General features: G+C 72.4%; 10 protein-coding genes and 1 pseudogene. 4 read left to right on the top strand and 7 right to left on the bottom strand.

Annotated features, from left to right (window positions below):
• Positions 1 to 21: 21 nt before the first annotated feature.
• Positions 22 to 315 carry a hypothetical protein gene (locus ACQPZA_RS30100; protein WP_169394372.1) on the bottom strand — a complete coding sequence of 98 codons (294 nt, stop codon included), beginning with the start codon at positions 313 to 315 and terminating at the stop codon, positions 22 to 24.
• A 266-nt stretch (positions 316 to 581) separates the two neighbouring features.
• Between ACQPZA_RS30100 and ACQPZA_RS30095 the strand changes: the two genes are divergently transcribed.
• Both ACQPZA_RS30095 and ACQPZA_RS30090 read left to right on the top strand, forming a co-directional pair.
• Positions 582 to 1,472 carry an SCO6745 family protein gene (locus tag ACQPZA_RS30095; protein WP_433275483.1) on the top strand — a complete coding sequence of 297 codons (891 nt, stop codon included), beginning with the start codon at positions 582 to 584 and terminating at the stop codon, positions 1,470 to 1,472.
• Between the two features lie 135 nt (positions 1,473 to 1,607).
• Positions 1,608 to 2,522 carry a tetratricopeptide repeat protein gene (locus ACQPZA_RS30090; RefSeq protein WP_433275482.1) on the top strand — a complete coding sequence of 305 codons (915 nt, stop codon included), beginning with the start codon at positions 1,608 to 1,610 and terminating at the stop codon, positions 2,520 to 2,522.
• Positions 2,523 to 2,556: 34 nt separating this feature from the next.
• On the opposite strand, the gene ACQPZA_RS30085 is transcribed toward ACQPZA_RS30090, so the two are convergent.
• Positions 2,557 to 3,021, bottom strand: a complete 465-nt coding sequence (locus ACQPZA_RS30085) for a MarR family winged helix-turn-helix transcriptional regulator (protein WP_433275481.1) — start codon at positions 3,019 to 3,021, stop codon at positions 2,557 to 2,559.
• A gap of 109 nt (positions 3,022 to 3,130) precedes the next feature.
• On the opposite strand from ACQPZA_RS30085, the gene ACQPZA_RS30080 reads away from it, so the two are divergent.
• Positions 3,131 to 4,357 (top strand): FAD-dependent monooxygenase, encoded by a 1,227-nt coding sequence (locus ACQPZA_RS30080; protein ID WP_433275480.1) that lies wholly within the window; start codon positions 3,131 to 3,133, stop codon positions 4,355 to 4,357.
• On the opposite strand, the gene add is transcribed toward ACQPZA_RS30080, so the two are convergent.
• The gene (add, locus tag ACQPZA_RS30075; protein ID WP_433275479.1) at positions 4,354 to 5,373 is read right to left on the bottom strand and encodes an adenosine deaminase; all 1,020 of its coding nucleotides are present in this window, start codon (positions 5,371 to 5,373) and stop codon (positions 4,354 to 4,356) included. The genes ACQPZA_RS30080 and add overlap by 4 nt on opposite strands.
• Before the next feature lie 185 nt (positions 5,374 to 5,558).
• The gene (locus ACQPZA_RS30070) at positions 5,559 to 6,938 is read right to left on the bottom strand and encodes a neutral zinc metallopeptidase (protein WP_433275478.1); all 1,380 of its coding nucleotides are present in this window, start codon (positions 6,936 to 6,938) and stop codon (positions 5,559 to 5,561) included.
• Between the two features lie 88 nt (positions 6,939 to 7,026).
• On the opposite strand from ACQPZA_RS30070, the gene ACQPZA_RS30065 reads away from it, so the two are divergent.
• Positions 7,027 to 8,289, top strand: coding sequence for a glycosyltransferase family 87 protein (locus ACQPZA_RS30065; protein WP_433283053.1), 1,263 nt, complete (start codon positions 7,027 to 7,029; stop codon positions 8,287 to 8,289).
• Positions 8,290 to 8,552: 263 nt separating this feature from the next.
• Here the strand turns inward: ACQPZA_RS30065 and glgB are convergent.
• From glgB to treS, 3 genes and pseudogenes are all read right to left on the bottom strand, one after another.
• Positions 8,553 to 10,742 (bottom strand): annotated as a pseudogene (gene glgB, locus ACQPZA_RS30060) (1,4-alpha-glucan branching protein GlgB); the annotation flags it as partial.
• A 101-nt stretch (positions 10,743 to 10,843) separates the two neighbouring features.
• Positions 10,844 to 12,241: a maltokinase N-terminal cap-like domain-containing protein gene (locus tag ACQPZA_RS30055; protein ID WP_433275477.1), complete on the bottom strand. Its 1,398-nt coding sequence runs from the start codon at positions 12,239 to 12,241 to the stop codon at positions 10,844 to 10,846.
• The gene (gene treS, locus ACQPZA_RS30050) at positions 12,238 to 13,989 is read right to left on the bottom strand and encodes a maltose alpha-D-glucosyltransferase (protein WP_433275476.1); all 1,752 of its coding nucleotides are present in this window, start codon (positions 13,987 to 13,989) and stop codon (positions 12,238 to 12,240) included. The genes ACQPZA_RS30055 and treS overlap by 4 nt, the downstream gene beginning before the upstream one ends.
• Positions 13,990 to 14,144: the final 155 nt, after the last annotated feature.

Below are 14,144 nucleotides of genomic sequence, written 5' to 3'. Positions count from 1 at the left end.
GCCCGGAAACGGAGGAACTACTCAGCCCCGGCTGATGACCAGGGTGAAGAAGAAGACGCCGAGCAGAATGGCGGCCGTGCCGAGAAGCATCGCGATCTTGGCCCGCTTCGCGGAAACGGGGCGGCGGGAGGCCGCGCTGCCGAGGCCCAGTGCGGTGGCGCCCAGGATCCAGGCGATGAGCGGAACCGGGCTGACGATCACGGCGACCACGCCCACGATCAGGGCCGCCTTCCCGAGCTTCGGGCTCTCACTCTTGGCTGTCCTCCTCCGGGCGTCCTGGAGGAGGCGGTCGGCAACGGTGTTCTCCGTGCTCATGCGGGTTCCTTGGAGGGGGAGGCCGCGTACCCGCGGCAGTGGATTCGACGCAGAGCGACCATTGATCACTCGTACCCTTCTCAACGATTGCCCGGGCGTCCCCGGTGTTCTGCCAGTCCGGTGACCATCTGGCCCCGACGGATGACGGGATTTCGAATCTCGACTGCGCAGGGTCACCGAAACGACCGGACCGGTGAACTTCCGCGCGGGTTCTCCCCGTCGTGACGCCGGGTGGGAATGTCGATCAACAAACTGCGAGGAGTGCGATGAACGAGATTCCGGGCGCCACCGACGATCATCGGTCCCGTCGGATGTGGCGGGCGCTGGAGCCGGTGCATGCGGTCGTGTACTTCGCACCGGAGTGCCAGGCGGCGTGCGAAGCACTGGGCACCAAGGGCTACTGGATGAGCTACTTCGCGCTGCGCGCCGCTCCGCTCGGGCCGGCGGCTGCCGAGCTCGTCGCGGCTCTCTTCTACAACTTCCATCCGGGGCTCGTCGCGAGGTCGGTGCCGGCCGTGTGGGAGCTGGCGGGTCCCGAGCGCTACCTCGACCTCCGCCTCCAGGCGGTCGACGCGGCACTGCGGCGGCTGCTCGGTGCGGAGGTGCTCGGCTCCCCCGAGATGGCCGCAGTGGCCGCGATCGCACGGGACGCGGCGCTGGCCGCACCCACGGCAGGACGTCCGCTCGCCGCGGCCAACCTCGCCCTGGAGTGGCCGGAGGCACCGCACCTCGTGCTGTGGCACGCGCAGACCGTCCTGCGCGAGCAACGGGGCGACGGGCACGTCGCCGCCCTGCTCACGGCCGGGCTGGATCCCGGCGAGGCGCTCGTCCTCTTCGCGGCCGACCACGCGATGGATGCGGAGTGGCTGCGCAGGCGCCGTGGCTGGTCGGAGGAGGAGTGGACGGACGCGGCCCGCCGGCTCTCCGAGCGCGGCCTGCTCGAGGAGGGGGCGCTGACGCCGGCCGGACGCGCCGTGCGGGCCGAGGTGGAGGCCCGTACCGACGCGCTCGCCGACCCGCCGGTGGCCGCGATCGGGGCCGCGGCGGCCGACCGGCTGGTGGACCTGGTCGCCCCGCTGGTCAGCGCCATCATCGGAGCCGGCGGGTTCCTCGCGGCCAACCCGATGGGACTGCGTCCGCTCGTGCCGGTGACGTGAGCGCGAAACCGCTCCGCAGGCCGCCGTGCGGCGTGGGCACCAGACAGGCACGGCGGATGCGGCCGATGGCAGGATGAACACGTGTCCCGACCCGATCCTCGTCAGGCGGCCAGAACGGCCGCACTGTCGTCCGCCATGGCCGGTGCGGTCGACCTGTCCGCCCTGAAGGCCCGCTCGGAGGCCGCGGCCCGCCCGCAGCCGGCGTCCGGGGGAGCGGAACACGCTGGCAGCAGCGCGTTCGTCATCGATGTCACCGAGCAGACCTTCCAGACCGACGTTCTCGAACGGTCGATGCAGGTCCCGGTCGTCATCGACCTGTGGGCCACCTGGTGCGGCCCGTGCAAGCAGCTCTCGCCGGTGCTGGAGCGCCTCGCCGAGGCCGGCAACGGCGCGTGGATCCTGGCGAAGGTCGACGTCGACGCCAACCCGCGGATCGCGCAGGCCTTCGGGGTCCAGTCGATCCCCATGGTGGTGGCCGTCGTCGGGGGCCAGCCGGTGGACGCGTTCAACGGGGCGTTGCCCGAACCCCAGGTGCGCCAGTGGATCGCCGCGCTGCTCGACGCCCTGCGTGACCGGATGCCCGCCATCGCCCAGGCGGAGGCAGGCGCCGGGGCGGTGGACGAGCCGGTGGAGGAGCCGGAGGACCCGCGCTTCACCGCGGCGGAGGACGCGCTCGAACGCGGCGACTACGCGGCCGCGGAGGACGCCTACCAGCAGATCCTGGCCGTCGAGCCGGCCAACGAGCAGGCCGCTGCTGCTCTGTCGCAGGTGCGGTTCCTGGCCCGCGCGGAGAGTGCCGACCCCTCGGCCATCGCCCGCGCGGACGCCGCTCCCGACGATGTCGACGCCCAGCTGGCCGCCGCGGACGCCGAGGTGGCCACCGACCGCGTCGAGGCGGCCTTCTCGCGGCTGGTGGCCACGGTCGCGCGCACCGCTGGTGACGACCGCGACCGCGTTCGCGAGCACCTCGTGGGGCTGTTCGAGCTGTTCCCGGCCGACGACCCCCGGGTCACCGCGAGCCGGCGATCCCTCGCCCGCGCGCTCTTCTGAGCCGCCAACCCCACCTGCCCCCCGACGGGCCGAGCTACCGGTCCTCCATCGCCGCGGCGACGCGGCGGAGGTAGTCCAGCACGGCGGCGCGCTCGTCGGGGTGCAGGGAGCCCGACACCTCGTCGATCGCGGAGATGACGGGGTGCCAGGCCTCGGCGTTCGTGCACCGGGCGTCGTCGGTGATCGCGACGGTGACGCGGCGCCGGTCGCGCGCGTCGTGGGCCCGGTGGACGTGGCCGGCCCGCTCGAGCCGGTCGAGCATCGCGCTTCCCGACGCCGCCCGGATGCCCAGCCGTCGCGCGAGGTCCACGACCCCCATCGGTCCGTGTTGCTCGAGCAGGCAGAGCGCGGTCATGTCGGTCGTGTTCATCCCGAGCTCGCGGGCCTTGCGCGCGTTCAGCTCCCGCGACGCGTCGCCCAGCCGCCGTACCGCGTCGCCCAGCCGCCGTACCGCGACGGTCAGCTGGTCCAGCTCGCCGCCGCCCGAGGTTCCGCCCATCCCGCTCCCGTCCGCCGCGCGCACCCGGCCGAAACATGTTAGACAATCTAGATACTAGATGGTCTAACTACCCGTCCGAACCGGCCACGGGCCGGACCGAAGGTGGCTGATGGCTTCTCGCAGCGTTCTGGTCTCGGGCGCAAGCATCGCGGGGCCCGCCCTGGCCTACTGGCTGAACCGGGCCGGCTGGGCGGTGACGGTCGTCGAGCGGTTCGACGGCCTGCGCGAGGCCGGGCAGAACATCGACGTCCGCGGGGCCGGTCGCGAGGTCGTGCGCCGCATGGGCCTGGAGGAGCAGACCCTGTCCGCGCGCACCGGCGAGCTGGGCAGCACGATCGTCGACGGGCAGGGCCGGTCGCTCGCGTCCTTCGCGGCAGGCACCTCCGACGGCGACGGCCTGACCGCCGAGATGGAGATTCTGCGCGGGGACTTCGCGCGCCTGCTCCACGAGAGCACCGCCCGCGACGTCGAGTACGTCTTCGGTGACCAGATCACCGCCCTCGACGACACCGGCGACGCGGTGACGGCCTCTTTCCTGAACGGGCGGGCGCGCACCTTCGACGCCGTCGTGGTGGCCGAGGGCCTGACCTCGCGCACGCGATCGCTGGTGCTCCCCGACGCAGAGGCCACCGGGCTCGGCCTCTACATGGCCTACCTGACCATCGAGCGCACGGCCGCCGACGACGACTGGTGGCGCTGGTACTTCGCCCCGGGTGGGCGCCAGGTGACGTTGCGTCCGGACAACCACGGGACGATCCGGGCGACCCTCTCGGTCGCCTCGTCCGTCGGCGGGCTGGAGGACCTCGCCCCCGCCGACCAGGCGCGCATCCTCCGGCGGACGTTCCGGGGCGCGGGCTGGGAGACCGAGCGCGTGCTGGCAGCACTCGACCGGGACGCGTTCTACTTCGACGCGGTCGGCCAGATGCGGATCCCCCGCTGGAGCCGCGGGCGGGTCGGGCTGGTCGGCGACGCCGCCTACTGCCCGTCGCCGTTGAGCGGGATGGGTACCAGCCTGTCCCTGGTCGGCGCCTACGTGCTCGCGGGGGAGCTCGCGAGCGCCCCCGATCCCCTCCGGGCCTTCGCGCGATTCGAGACGCTCATGCGGCCCTACGCCGACCGGGCCCAGAAGCTCCTTCCCGGGGTCCCCGCGATCGCCCATCCTCGGTCCCGCGCGGGGGTCGCCGCCCTGCGGACCGCGGTCCGGCTGGCCGGCAGCCCCCTCGCCAGGCGGCTCGGCGGCGTCGCCGGGCGGGTCATCGCCCCGCCGGCGGACGCGATAGAGCTGCCCCGCTACCCGGCCCTGCGAGAGACCGGCCACCCGGCCGGGCTCGCCTAGGCGGCGGCCTCGACGGCGTCGATCTCGGCGAGGATCTGAGTGCGCAGCTCGTCCGAGCAGAACGCGGCCCGCGCCCCGGTCCTGGCGATCTCGGCCAGCTGCGGGATGCCCATGCCGAACACGTCGTGGCACAGCCGGTACTCGGCGTCGAGGTCGGTCTGGAACATCCCCGGGTCGTCGGTCGCGAGCGTGACCGGTACGCCCGCGGCCACCAGCGCGGGCAGCGGGTGGGCGGCGAGCGAGGGCGCCGCACCCGTCAGGAGGTTGGACGTCGGGCACACCTCGAGCGGGATGTGGTGGGCGGCCAGGTACTCGAGCAGCCGCGGGTCCTGCGCGGCGGCGATGCCGTGCCCGATCCGTTCGGCGCCCAGTTCGGTGAGGGCGGCCCAGATCTCGCCCGGCCCCACGGTCTCCCCGGCGTGGGGCAGGCTGTGCAGCCCGGCGGCCACGGCCCGGTGGAACGCGGGCGCGAAGTCGGCCCGGCTGACCCCCAGCTCCGAGCCGCCCAGCCCGATGCCGACGGTGCCGTCCGGGCGGTGCCCGACGGCGAAGTCGACGGTCTCCTCGGCGCCCGCCGGGCCGAGGATGGCGTCGGCGTCGAAGACCCAGCCCAGTTCCACGCCGTGCCGTTCCCGCGCGAGGGTCCGGCCGTCGACGAGGGCCTGCGCGAGGTCGTCGTAGCCCACCCCGCCCATCCGGTGGCGCACCGGGGTGACCTGCACCTCGGCGTAGCGCACGGTGCGGGCGGCGAGGTCCGCGGCCAGCTCGGTCACCAGCGTCACGACGTCCGCCGCCGTGACCAGCAGGTTCACCTGGCGGTAGACGTCGAGAAAATGCGGGAAGTCGGTGAACGTGTAGAAGCGACGCAACGCGTCGAGCTCGGTGGGAACGCCGCCATCGGGGTGGCGCCGCGCGAGGGTCAGCACGGTGTCGAGCGAGGCGGATCCGACGAGGTGCAGGTGCAGCTCGACCTTGGGCAGCGCGGCGACGAAATCCGCCACGGTGGACGTGGACATGGCAGGACGACCTTCCGGGGACGACGGGTACGGGGACGGGCGTGCACGGCCCGAATCACCAGTCGGCGTCGCCCCGGTCGTAGCACTCGCCGTAGAGGGGGCGCCGGAGCAGCGCCGCTCTGCGGAGATCCACTCGGCAACCCTCCCCTCCGCAGGCGGGGGCGTCAAGCGTGCACGCGCACCCGTCAGCGGTTCGGCAGGCAGCCGTGCGGGCCGCCGAGCAGGCCGTCGCGGAACCGGCTGACGCGGTCGAAGCCGCTCTCGGTGGTGTCGACGCCGCCCGCGGAGTCGCGGGCGGCCCAGTCGTGGGTCAGCAACACCTGCACGGCCTCGTCGAGGTCGCCGGGAGAGAGGGTGAACCCGCCGTCGGGCTCGACCAGCGCGCCCGTGTACGCACCGGCCAGGCACACCGCCGCCGCGCCGGCTGCCGGCCCCTCGGTCCCGGCGCCGAGCGCAGCCAGCAGGGCGATGCCGTACCGGCTCGCCAGCAGCGTGGCGCCCGCGTAGTCGCCCACCTCGCGGTGCAGGGTGTCGAGCGCGCCCTGGTCGATGGACAGCACGCCGTCGGCCGCGCAGAACCGCACCGGCCCCTGGGTCACGGGCACGTGGGCCGGGCAGCTCGCACCACCGATCGGGGGGACCCGCCAGCCGGGGGAGAGCGCGCCGAACCACTGGTCTGCGTCCTGCTGCAGGGCCTCGAGCAGCACCGGCAGGGGGAGGTCGCCGCCACGGGCCTGGTCGGCGGCCGAACCGAACCGGCGCTGCGTGAACGAGCGGTTGTCGACGGTCATCCCGGAGCAGCGGGCGGCGCCGTCCCGGAAGCCGTCCTGGAACGCCGAGACCCGGTCGAACGCGTTGCCGTGTGCACTGTCGTTGCCGGGCAGGACGCCGAGGGGGTCGCGGAACCCGACGAGCGCCAGCAGCGCGGCGTCGCGGGCCTTCGGATCGACGGCGAGCCCGGCGACGGGCCGTTCGGCCAGCTCGGCGAAGACGACCCCGGCGTAGCAGTCGGCCATCGTCTCCAGCAGGACCGCCGGGTACCGGCCGGGGTCACCGGCCTGCGCCGCGTCGATCCCGAGCCGGGACTGCACGGCGTGGCCCACCTCGTGGGCCAGCGCCACCATGACCCCGGCGCTCCCGAACCGGCGGTGCAGGTCGGGCAGCAGGGTGTCGGCGTCCCACACCACCGCATCCGCCGTGGGGCAGTAGAACGCCTGGCCGACGAGGTCGGCGACCCGCTCCACGCACGGTGGCCTCGATGTGGCGGGGTGGCCGGTCCGGACCGGCGCGAACGTGCGGATGTCGTTCCACGGGCGCCCGAACGCGGCAGGGAAGGCGCCGCGCCAGACGTCCTGGATGGCGCCCGTGGCCGCCGTCGCCACCCCGTCCGGGGACAGCGGGACCGGGGCCTGGGGTGACGGCGCGGGAGCGGCGGAGACGGTGACCGGCGGCCGGGCTGCATCGGGCCGCCCCGGGACGGCCTGCGTGCATCCCGTGACGAGTACGCCCATGGCGACGGCGAACACTGCGGTGGCAGACGGTCGGGGCCGTGACAGGGCGCGCACGCCGAACATCATCGCGCGACGGCGCGCTCCGGGGGAGCGGTTCGGCCCGACACGACCGGGCGGGATAGCGTCAGGCACCGTGTCGTTGATGAGGGGGGCCCACGTCCACCGGGCGGTGGTCGTGCGGTGGGGGATCGCCGGTCTGCTCGTGCTGGCGTCGGTCGTCACGGCGATCGTGCTGACCGTGCGGCATCCCGATGCCCTGGTCACCCTGCTGCCCTCTCCCGACATGCGCGAGCTGCACGTCGACTTCGACACGTTCTGGCACTCGGCCGTCGCGCTGACCCACGGCGCCGACATCTACAAGACCCCCGCCAAGCTCACGAACCTCAACCCGCCGCTGCTCACGCTGCTGCTCACGCCGCTGGCCGGGTTCTCCTCGCTCACCGCGTACCGGATCTTCGCCGCGTTCACCCTCGTGCTCGTCGTGGCTGCGGTGCTGGCCGTGGCCCGTGAGCTGCGCCTGCGCCGGGGGGCCACGGCGCTGGCCGTGCTGGCGGTACTGGCGTCGTCGCCGCTGCACGGGACGCTCGTGCTCGGCCAGATCTATCCGCTGCTGCTCGTCGGGCTGGTGGCGGGCTGGATCGCCGAACGACGGGGACGGCCGGTGGTCGCCGCCGTGATCTTCGGGATCACGGTTGCGCTGAAACCGTCGCTCGCCCCGTTGCTGCTGCTCCCCGCGGTGCAGCGGCGGTGGGTGCCGCTACGGGCCGGGCTGGTCGCCGCGGCAGCCGCCACCCTGCTGGGAGTGCTCGTGGCCGGGCCGTCGAGCGGGCTGGAATGGCTGCGCATCGCGGTCACCGAGCCGGTGCCCGACACGGTGGACAACGCCTCGCTGCCCGGGCTCGCCGTCCGGTTCGGCGTGCCGTCGGTGCTGGGCACGCTGCTCGGTGCCGTCGTCCTGGTCGGCACCCTCGCCTGGGTCGGACGCCACCGCGAGCGCATCGACCCGGCGGGGACCGTGCCGTGGGCCGTGGTCGCCGCGGGGCTGCTCGTCTCCCCGATCTCCTGGCACAACTACCTGATGCTGCTCTGGCCGGGCGTGCTCGTGCTGATCGCGCTCCGGCAGGGCGCGATCGCGGCCGTCGCGCTGTCGGTGATCGTCATCCCGGTGTCGTGGAACGCGGAGTGGCCGCCCGCCGGCTTCTGGCCGGATGTCGGGCGGTCCCTCTACTGCGCGATCCTGCTCGGCTACTGGGCGGTGTTGTTGCGCGCGGTGTTGTTGCGCCCGCCCTCGGCGGACGCGGTGGCGCCCGACGGCTCGGACGTGGCGGACGGCACGGCGAGATCCGACGACTCGACGGTCACTACGCCGGTCTCGACTCCCTCGGTGCCGTCCTCCGGTTCCTGAGCCACCCGCGGGTCGGCGGCCGCTACGTCCTCGACGGAGATGTCGGGGACGGGCGGGGCCACCTCGGGGAGCTCGTCGGTGACGGGCGCCGCCGGGGCCTGGTCGACCACGTCGTCCTCGCCGGTCGCGGTGGCATCGGCCGGATCGACGGTGGCAGTTACAGCGGCAGCGGCAGCTGCAGCGCTGGCAGCGGGGGCGGTGGCCTCCAGCGCCGAGGCCTCGGCCGCCGCGATGCCGCGCCTGCGCACCGCGCCCTCGAAGGGCTCGGGAACCAGCCACAGCACACCCGACGGCGGAAGCTGCAGCACGGCGGACGCCGGCCTGCCGTGCCACATCGCCGACTCGGCCTCCACCGCCCCGAGGTTGCCCACTCCCGAGCCGCCGTAGATCTGCGCGTCGGTGTTGAGCACCTCCCGCCAGCGGCCGGCGAAGGGCAGCCCGACCCGGTAGTCCGGCTTCGGGGTGCCCGAGAAGTTCGCCACGCAGGCGAGCACGGTGGGCTTGCCGTCGGCGTCGACGCCGTGGCGCAGGAAGCTCAGGACGTTGCCCGACGCGTCGTTGGCGTCGATCCAGGAGAAGCCCTCCGGGGTGGCGTCCTTCGTCCACAGGGCGGGGGTGGCCCGGTAGGTGCGGTTGAGGTCACCGACGAGCGTCTTGATGCCCTGGTGCAGGGGGTCCTCCAGCAGGTGCCAGTCCAGCGAACGCTGCTCGGACCACTCCCGCTCCTGCCCGAACTCGCCGCCCTGGAACAGCAGCTGCTTGCCCGGGTGGGCCCACATGTAGGCGAGCATCGCGCGCAGGCCCGCGGCCTTGTTCCACTCGTCGCCCGGCATCCTGGTCCACAGCGAGCCCTTGCCGTGCACCACCTCGTCGTGCGACAGCGGCAGCACGAAGTTCTCGCTGAACGCGTACATCAGCGAGAAGGTCATCTGGTTGTGGTGGTAGCCCCGGTAGATCGGGTCGCGCCCGACGTAGTCGAGCGTGTCGTGCATCCACCCCATGTTCCACTTGAAGCCGAAGCCCAGGCCCCCGAGGTGGGTGGGCCGCGTGACGCCCGGCCACGCCGTGGACTCCTCGGCGATCGTGATGACGCCGGGGTGGTTGCGGTACACGGTCGCGTTCATCTCCTGCAGGAACGCGACGGCGTCCAGGTTCTCCCGGCCGCCGTGCACGTTGGGCAGCCACTGGCCCTCGGGGCGGGAGTAGTCGAGGTAGAGCATGCTCGCCACGGCGTCGACCCGGAGGCCGTCGATGTGGAACTCCTCGAGCCAGTACAGCGCGTTGGCGACGAGGAAGTTGCGCACCTCGGTGCGCCCGAAGTCGAACACGAGCGTGCCCCAGTCGGGCTGCTCGCCGCGGCGCGGGTCGGCGTGCTCGTAGAGCGGTGTGCCGTCGAACTTCGCCAGCGCCCACTCGTCACGCGGGAAGTGCGCCGGCACCCAGTCGACGATCACGCCGTAGCCGTGGCGGTGCAGGTGGTCGACGAAGTAGCGGAAGTCGTCGGGGGTGCCGAACCGTGCCGTCGGCGCGTAGTACGACGTGACCTGGTAGCCCCAGGACCCGCCGAAGGGGTGCTCGGCCACCGGCAGCAGCTCGACGTGGGTGAAGCCGGTCTCGCCGAGGTACTCGACGAGCTCCTGGGCCATCTCCCGGTAGGTGAGGCCCTGGCGCCACGAGCCCAGGTGCACCTCGTAGACGCTCATCGGCTCGACGTGCGCCTGGCGCAGCCCGCGGGCCGCCATCCACTCCTCGTCGCCCCACTCGTACTCCGACACGTCGACGACCGACGCCGTGGCCGGCGGGATCTCGGTGCGGAAGGCCATGGGGTCGGCCTTGTCGCGCCACCGGCCGTCCTTGCCGAGGATGCGGAACTTGTAGCGGACGCCCGGGGTGATGCCCGGGACGAACAGCTCCCACACCCCGGAGCTGCCCAGCACGCGCATGGGGTGCGCCCAGCCCGTCCAGCCGTCGAAGTCGCCGGTGACGCGGACGCCCTGCGCGGTGGGCGCCCACACGGCGAAGCTCGTGCCGGTGACGGGGCCTGCGGGGGTCTCGTAGTGGCGGACATGGGCGCCGAGCACGTCCCACAGCCGCTCGTGGCGGCCCTCGCCGATCAGGTGCAGGTCGATCTCACCGAGGGTGGGCAACCAGCGGTACGGGTCGTCGACGATGTCGACGCGCTCGCCGTAGCGCACCGCAAGGCGGTAGTCGGCGGGCGGCCCGGGCACGACGCCCGAGAACAGCCCGGCCTCGTGCACCTTGACGAGCGGGTGGCCCTCGCCGCCCTCGCGGACGACGTGCACCTCGTCGGCGTGCGGGCGCAGCACCCGGACGACCGTGCCGTCCGGGTGCGGGTGGGCACCGAGCACTGAGTGCGGGTCGTGGTGCGCTCCACCGAGTAGGCGGTCGATCGTCTGCGGGTCCGGCGGGAACGGCTCCGTCGCAGGGTCGATCGTCTGGGTCGGGTTCTCCTCGCGATCCACTCGCGCACCTTATTGCCATCGGGGCTGTGTCGCCGAGCGTGGGCACAACGATTGGGTGTGCGTTCGGGCGATCAGCCGGCGGGGTCGGACTCCATGGTGAGCCGCCGGATCGAGGCCAGCGGGATCTGCGCCCACGTGGGGCGGCTACGGGTCTCGTAGAGCACCTCGTAGACGGCCTTGTCCAGCTCGAAGGCCCGCAGGAGGGTGGCCTGCTCGCGGGGGTCTGCGCCGGCGCGGATGGTGTAGCCGTCGCAGAACGCCGACCGGTTGCGCTCGGCCCATTCGCGCGCCCGCCACGCCATCTGCGAGTCGTGGTACGGATCGGTCCAGTCGCCGGCAGGCTCCCATTTGGACAGCTGGTGGAACGCTGCGTAGTCGAACGACCGCAGCATCCCGGCGATGTCGCGCAGTGCCGAGTCGGGCTTCACCCGCTCCGACAGCGGCGCGGAGGGCTCGCCCTCGAAGTCGATCACGAGCCAGCCGAACGGTGTGCGCAGCGTCTGGCCGAGATGCAGGTCACCGTGCACGCGCTGGGTGGGGATGGAGCCCTCCAGCGCGGCGACCGCGTCGTAGACGTCGCGGATCGGCTGCACGTACTCGGTCAGCGCCGGCACCTGCCCGGCCACCGTGGTGAGCCGGTCGTGCCAGGTAGCAGCCAGTGCCCGGGGGTCGGCCTCGTCCGCGCCGAGCGCCTGGCGCAGCTCGGCATGGACCACCGCGACCGTCTCACCGAGCCGCGACGCCTCCCCCGCGAAGTCGCCGCCCACCTCGTCGGCGCGCAGGTCGGCCTCGGCCAGCAGGTCGCGGACGCTCGCGAGCGCCATGGACCAGCCGTCGGCCGAGTTGGCCGCGAAGTCCTGCAGCATGCCGAGCGTGACCGGCTGGCCGTCGAGCTCACCTTCGATGGCGCCCTGCAGTGCTGCGACCTCGTTGCTGCCCATCGACCGCAGGGCCCGGTGGAGCTCCAGGTCGGGGTTCAGCCCGGGGGCCACCCGGCGGAACATCTTCAGGATCGACTGGTCGCCCCACGACACCGAGGTGTTGGACTGCTCGACCCCGAGCACCCGCCCGATCGCCCCCTCGGCGATCTTCGCCCCGGGCTCGGGCACGAACCGCACGTTGCCGATCGTGCGCCCGTTGCGCACCGACTCGAGCAGCCACTCGGTGACCGCCGGGTCCCACAGCCCGTCGTAGGCCAGGCAGTTGCCGATCTGCCCGATGCACACGTGCTCCAGGTCGCCGCGCAGGTGCTCCCTGCGGGCGACGAGGAGCTGGTAGTGCTGTACCGGGGAGTCGTCGTCGAACGTCACGGCGACCAGTACGAGGTCGAGGAGCGGTTCGCCCTCGGTCAGCAGCGAGGTCACGGCGGCCACCGCCACCTCACGGACCGGGCGGCCCTTCGCGGCGAACCAGCGCTGCTGAGGCAGCCACTGGGGCAGCAGGGTCGGAAGCTCCTCGGCAAGACTCACGCAGACTCCTCCGCAGGGGTGATCGAGAACCAGTAGAAGCCGTGGCCGGGGAGCGTCAGCAGGTAGGGCAGCTCGCCGATCCGCGGGAACGGCACCCCACCGGTGAGCTCGTGCGGTGCGCAGCCCTGCCACGGCGACAGGTCCAGCTCCACGGGCTGCGGGAACCTCGACATGTTGTTGACGCACAGCACGACGTCGTCGCCGTGGCTGCGCACGTACGCCAGCACCGACGGGTTGGTGCCGCCGAGCTCGTGGTACTCGCCGAGCCCGAACGCGGGGTGGCGCTTGCGGATCTCGATCATGTGCCGGTTCCAGTGCAGCAGCGACGTCGTGGAGTTGCTCTGCGCCTCGACGTTGACGGCCTGGTAGCCGTAGAGCGGGTCCATGATGATCGGGAGGTACATCCGCCCCGGGTCGCACGTGGAGAAGCCGGCGTTACGGTCGGGGGTCCACTGCATCGGGCTGCGCACCGCGTCGCGGTCGCCGAGCCAGATGTTGTCTCCCATGCCGATCTCGTCACCGTAGTACAGAACGGGTGAACCCGGCAGGGACAAGAGCAGCGCGGTGAACAGTTCGAGCTGGTTGCGGTCGTTCTCCAGCAGCGGGGCGAGCCGGCGGCGGATGCCGATGTTGGCCTTCATCCGCGGGTCCTTGGCGTACTCCGCGTACATGTAGTCGCGCTCTTCGTCGGTGACCATCTCGAGCGTCAGCTCGTCGTGGTTGCGCAGGAAGATGCCCCACTGCGCGCCCGACGGGATCGCCGGCGTCTGGGCCAGGATCTCCGAGATCGGGAAGCGGTTCTCGCGGCGCACCGCCATGAAGATGCGTGGCATCAGCGGGAAGTGGAAGGCCATGTGGCACTCGTCGCCACCCACCTCGGCCTCGCCGAAGTACTCGACCACGTCCGACGGCCACTGGTTGGCCTCCGCGAGCAGCACCCGGCCCGGGTACTCGTCGTCCATCACCTTCCGGCACCGCTTGAGGAAGGCGTGCGACTCGGTGAGGTTCTCGCAGTTGGTGCCCTCGCGCTCGAACAGGTACGGCACCGCGTCCAGCCGGAAACCGTCGATGCCGAGGTCGAGCCAGAAGCGCAGCACCTCGAGCATCGCTTCCTGGACCGCGGGGTTGTCGTAGTTCAGGTCGGGCTGGTGGGAGAAGAAGCGGTGCCAGTAGAACTGGCCGCGCACCGGGTCGTAGGTCCAGTTCGACGTCTCGGTGTCGACGAAGATGATCCGGGCGTCGGCGTAGCGGGAGTCGTCGTCGGACCAGACGTAGTAGTCGCCGTAGGGACCTTCGGGGTTGCGGCGGGACTCCTCGAACCACGGGTGCGTGTCGGACGTGTGGTTCATGACGAGGTCGGTGATCACCCGGATACCGCGCTTGTGGGCCTCGTCGAGCAGCACGACGAAGTCCTCGACGGTGCCGAACTCGGGGAGCACGGCGCGGAAGTCGCGGATGTCGTAGCCACCGTCGCGCAGCGGGGAGTCGTAGAAGGGTGGGAGCCAGAGGCAGTCGACGCCCAGCCATTGCAGGTAGTCGAGCTTCTCCGTGAGGCCACGCAGGTCGCCCGTACCGTCCCGGTTGGAATCGGAGAACGCCCTGACGAGCACTTCGTAGAAGACAGCCCGCTTGAACCAGTCGCGGTCGACATCGAGTGTCCGCGCATGGCCGTACTCGTCGGAGGAGCTCTCAACCAGCTGGTCGTCGGCGTCGAACTGGGCGTCGGCGGCCGAGGTGTCGATTGACATAGGGGTATCGCGTTCCTACCGGGCGGGGACGGATGGCGGAAGGAGCACCCGGCCAGTCTTACCGGGCGTGGTGCCCGTGCGCAGAACGTGGCTCGGTGGCTGGGATGAGGGTATCTGCTGCACCCGTCGCAGCAACGACCGCGCTCACCTTTGGG

It is taken from the genome of Pseudonocardia xinjiangensis (genome assembly GCF_050948425.1).
In the GTDB taxonomy this organism is placed as follows: domain Bacteria; phylum Actinomycetota; class Actinomycetes; order Mycobacteriales; family Pseudonocardiaceae; genus Pseudonocardia; species Pseudonocardia xinjiangensis.
Note: the sequence above shows the minus strand (reverse complement) of the source record. Positions and strands in the feature narration are given on the sequence as shown.

Excerpts from the sequence above, each read along its gene's own strand:
- ACQPZA_RS30065 (WP_433283053.1), top strand. The coding sequence starts at position 7,027 with ATGAGGGGGGCCCACGTCCACCGGGCGGTGGTCGTGCGGTGGGGGATC.
- ACQPZA_RS30095 (WP_433275483.1), top strand. The coding sequence starts at position 582 with ATGAACGAGATTCCGGGCGCCACCGACGATCATCGGTCCCGTCGGATG.
- treS (WP_433275476.1), bottom strand. The coding sequence starts at position 13,989 with ATGTCAATCGACACCTCGGCCGCCGACGCCCAGTTCGACGCCGACGAC.
- ACQPZA_RS30100 (WP_169394372.1), bottom strand. The coding sequence starts at position 315 with ATGAGCACGGAGAACACCGTTGCCGACCGCCTCCTCCAGGACGCCCGG.
- ACQPZA_RS30080 (WP_433275480.1), top strand. The coding sequence starts at position 3,131 with ATGGCTTCTCGCAGCGTTCTGGTCTCGGGCGCAAGCATCGCGGGGCCC.
- ACQPZA_RS30090 (WP_433275482.1), top strand. The coding sequence starts at position 1,608 with ATGGCCGGTGCGGTCGACCTGTCCGCCCTGAAGGCCCGCTCGGAGGCC.
- ACQPZA_RS30085 (WP_433275481.1), bottom strand. The coding sequence starts at position 3,021 with ATGGGCGGAACCTCGGGCGGCGGCGAGCTGGACCAGCTGACCGTCGCG.
- add (WP_433275479.1), bottom strand. The coding sequence starts at position 5,373 with ATGTCCACGTCCACCGTGGCGGATTTCGTCGCCGCGCTGCCCAAGGTC.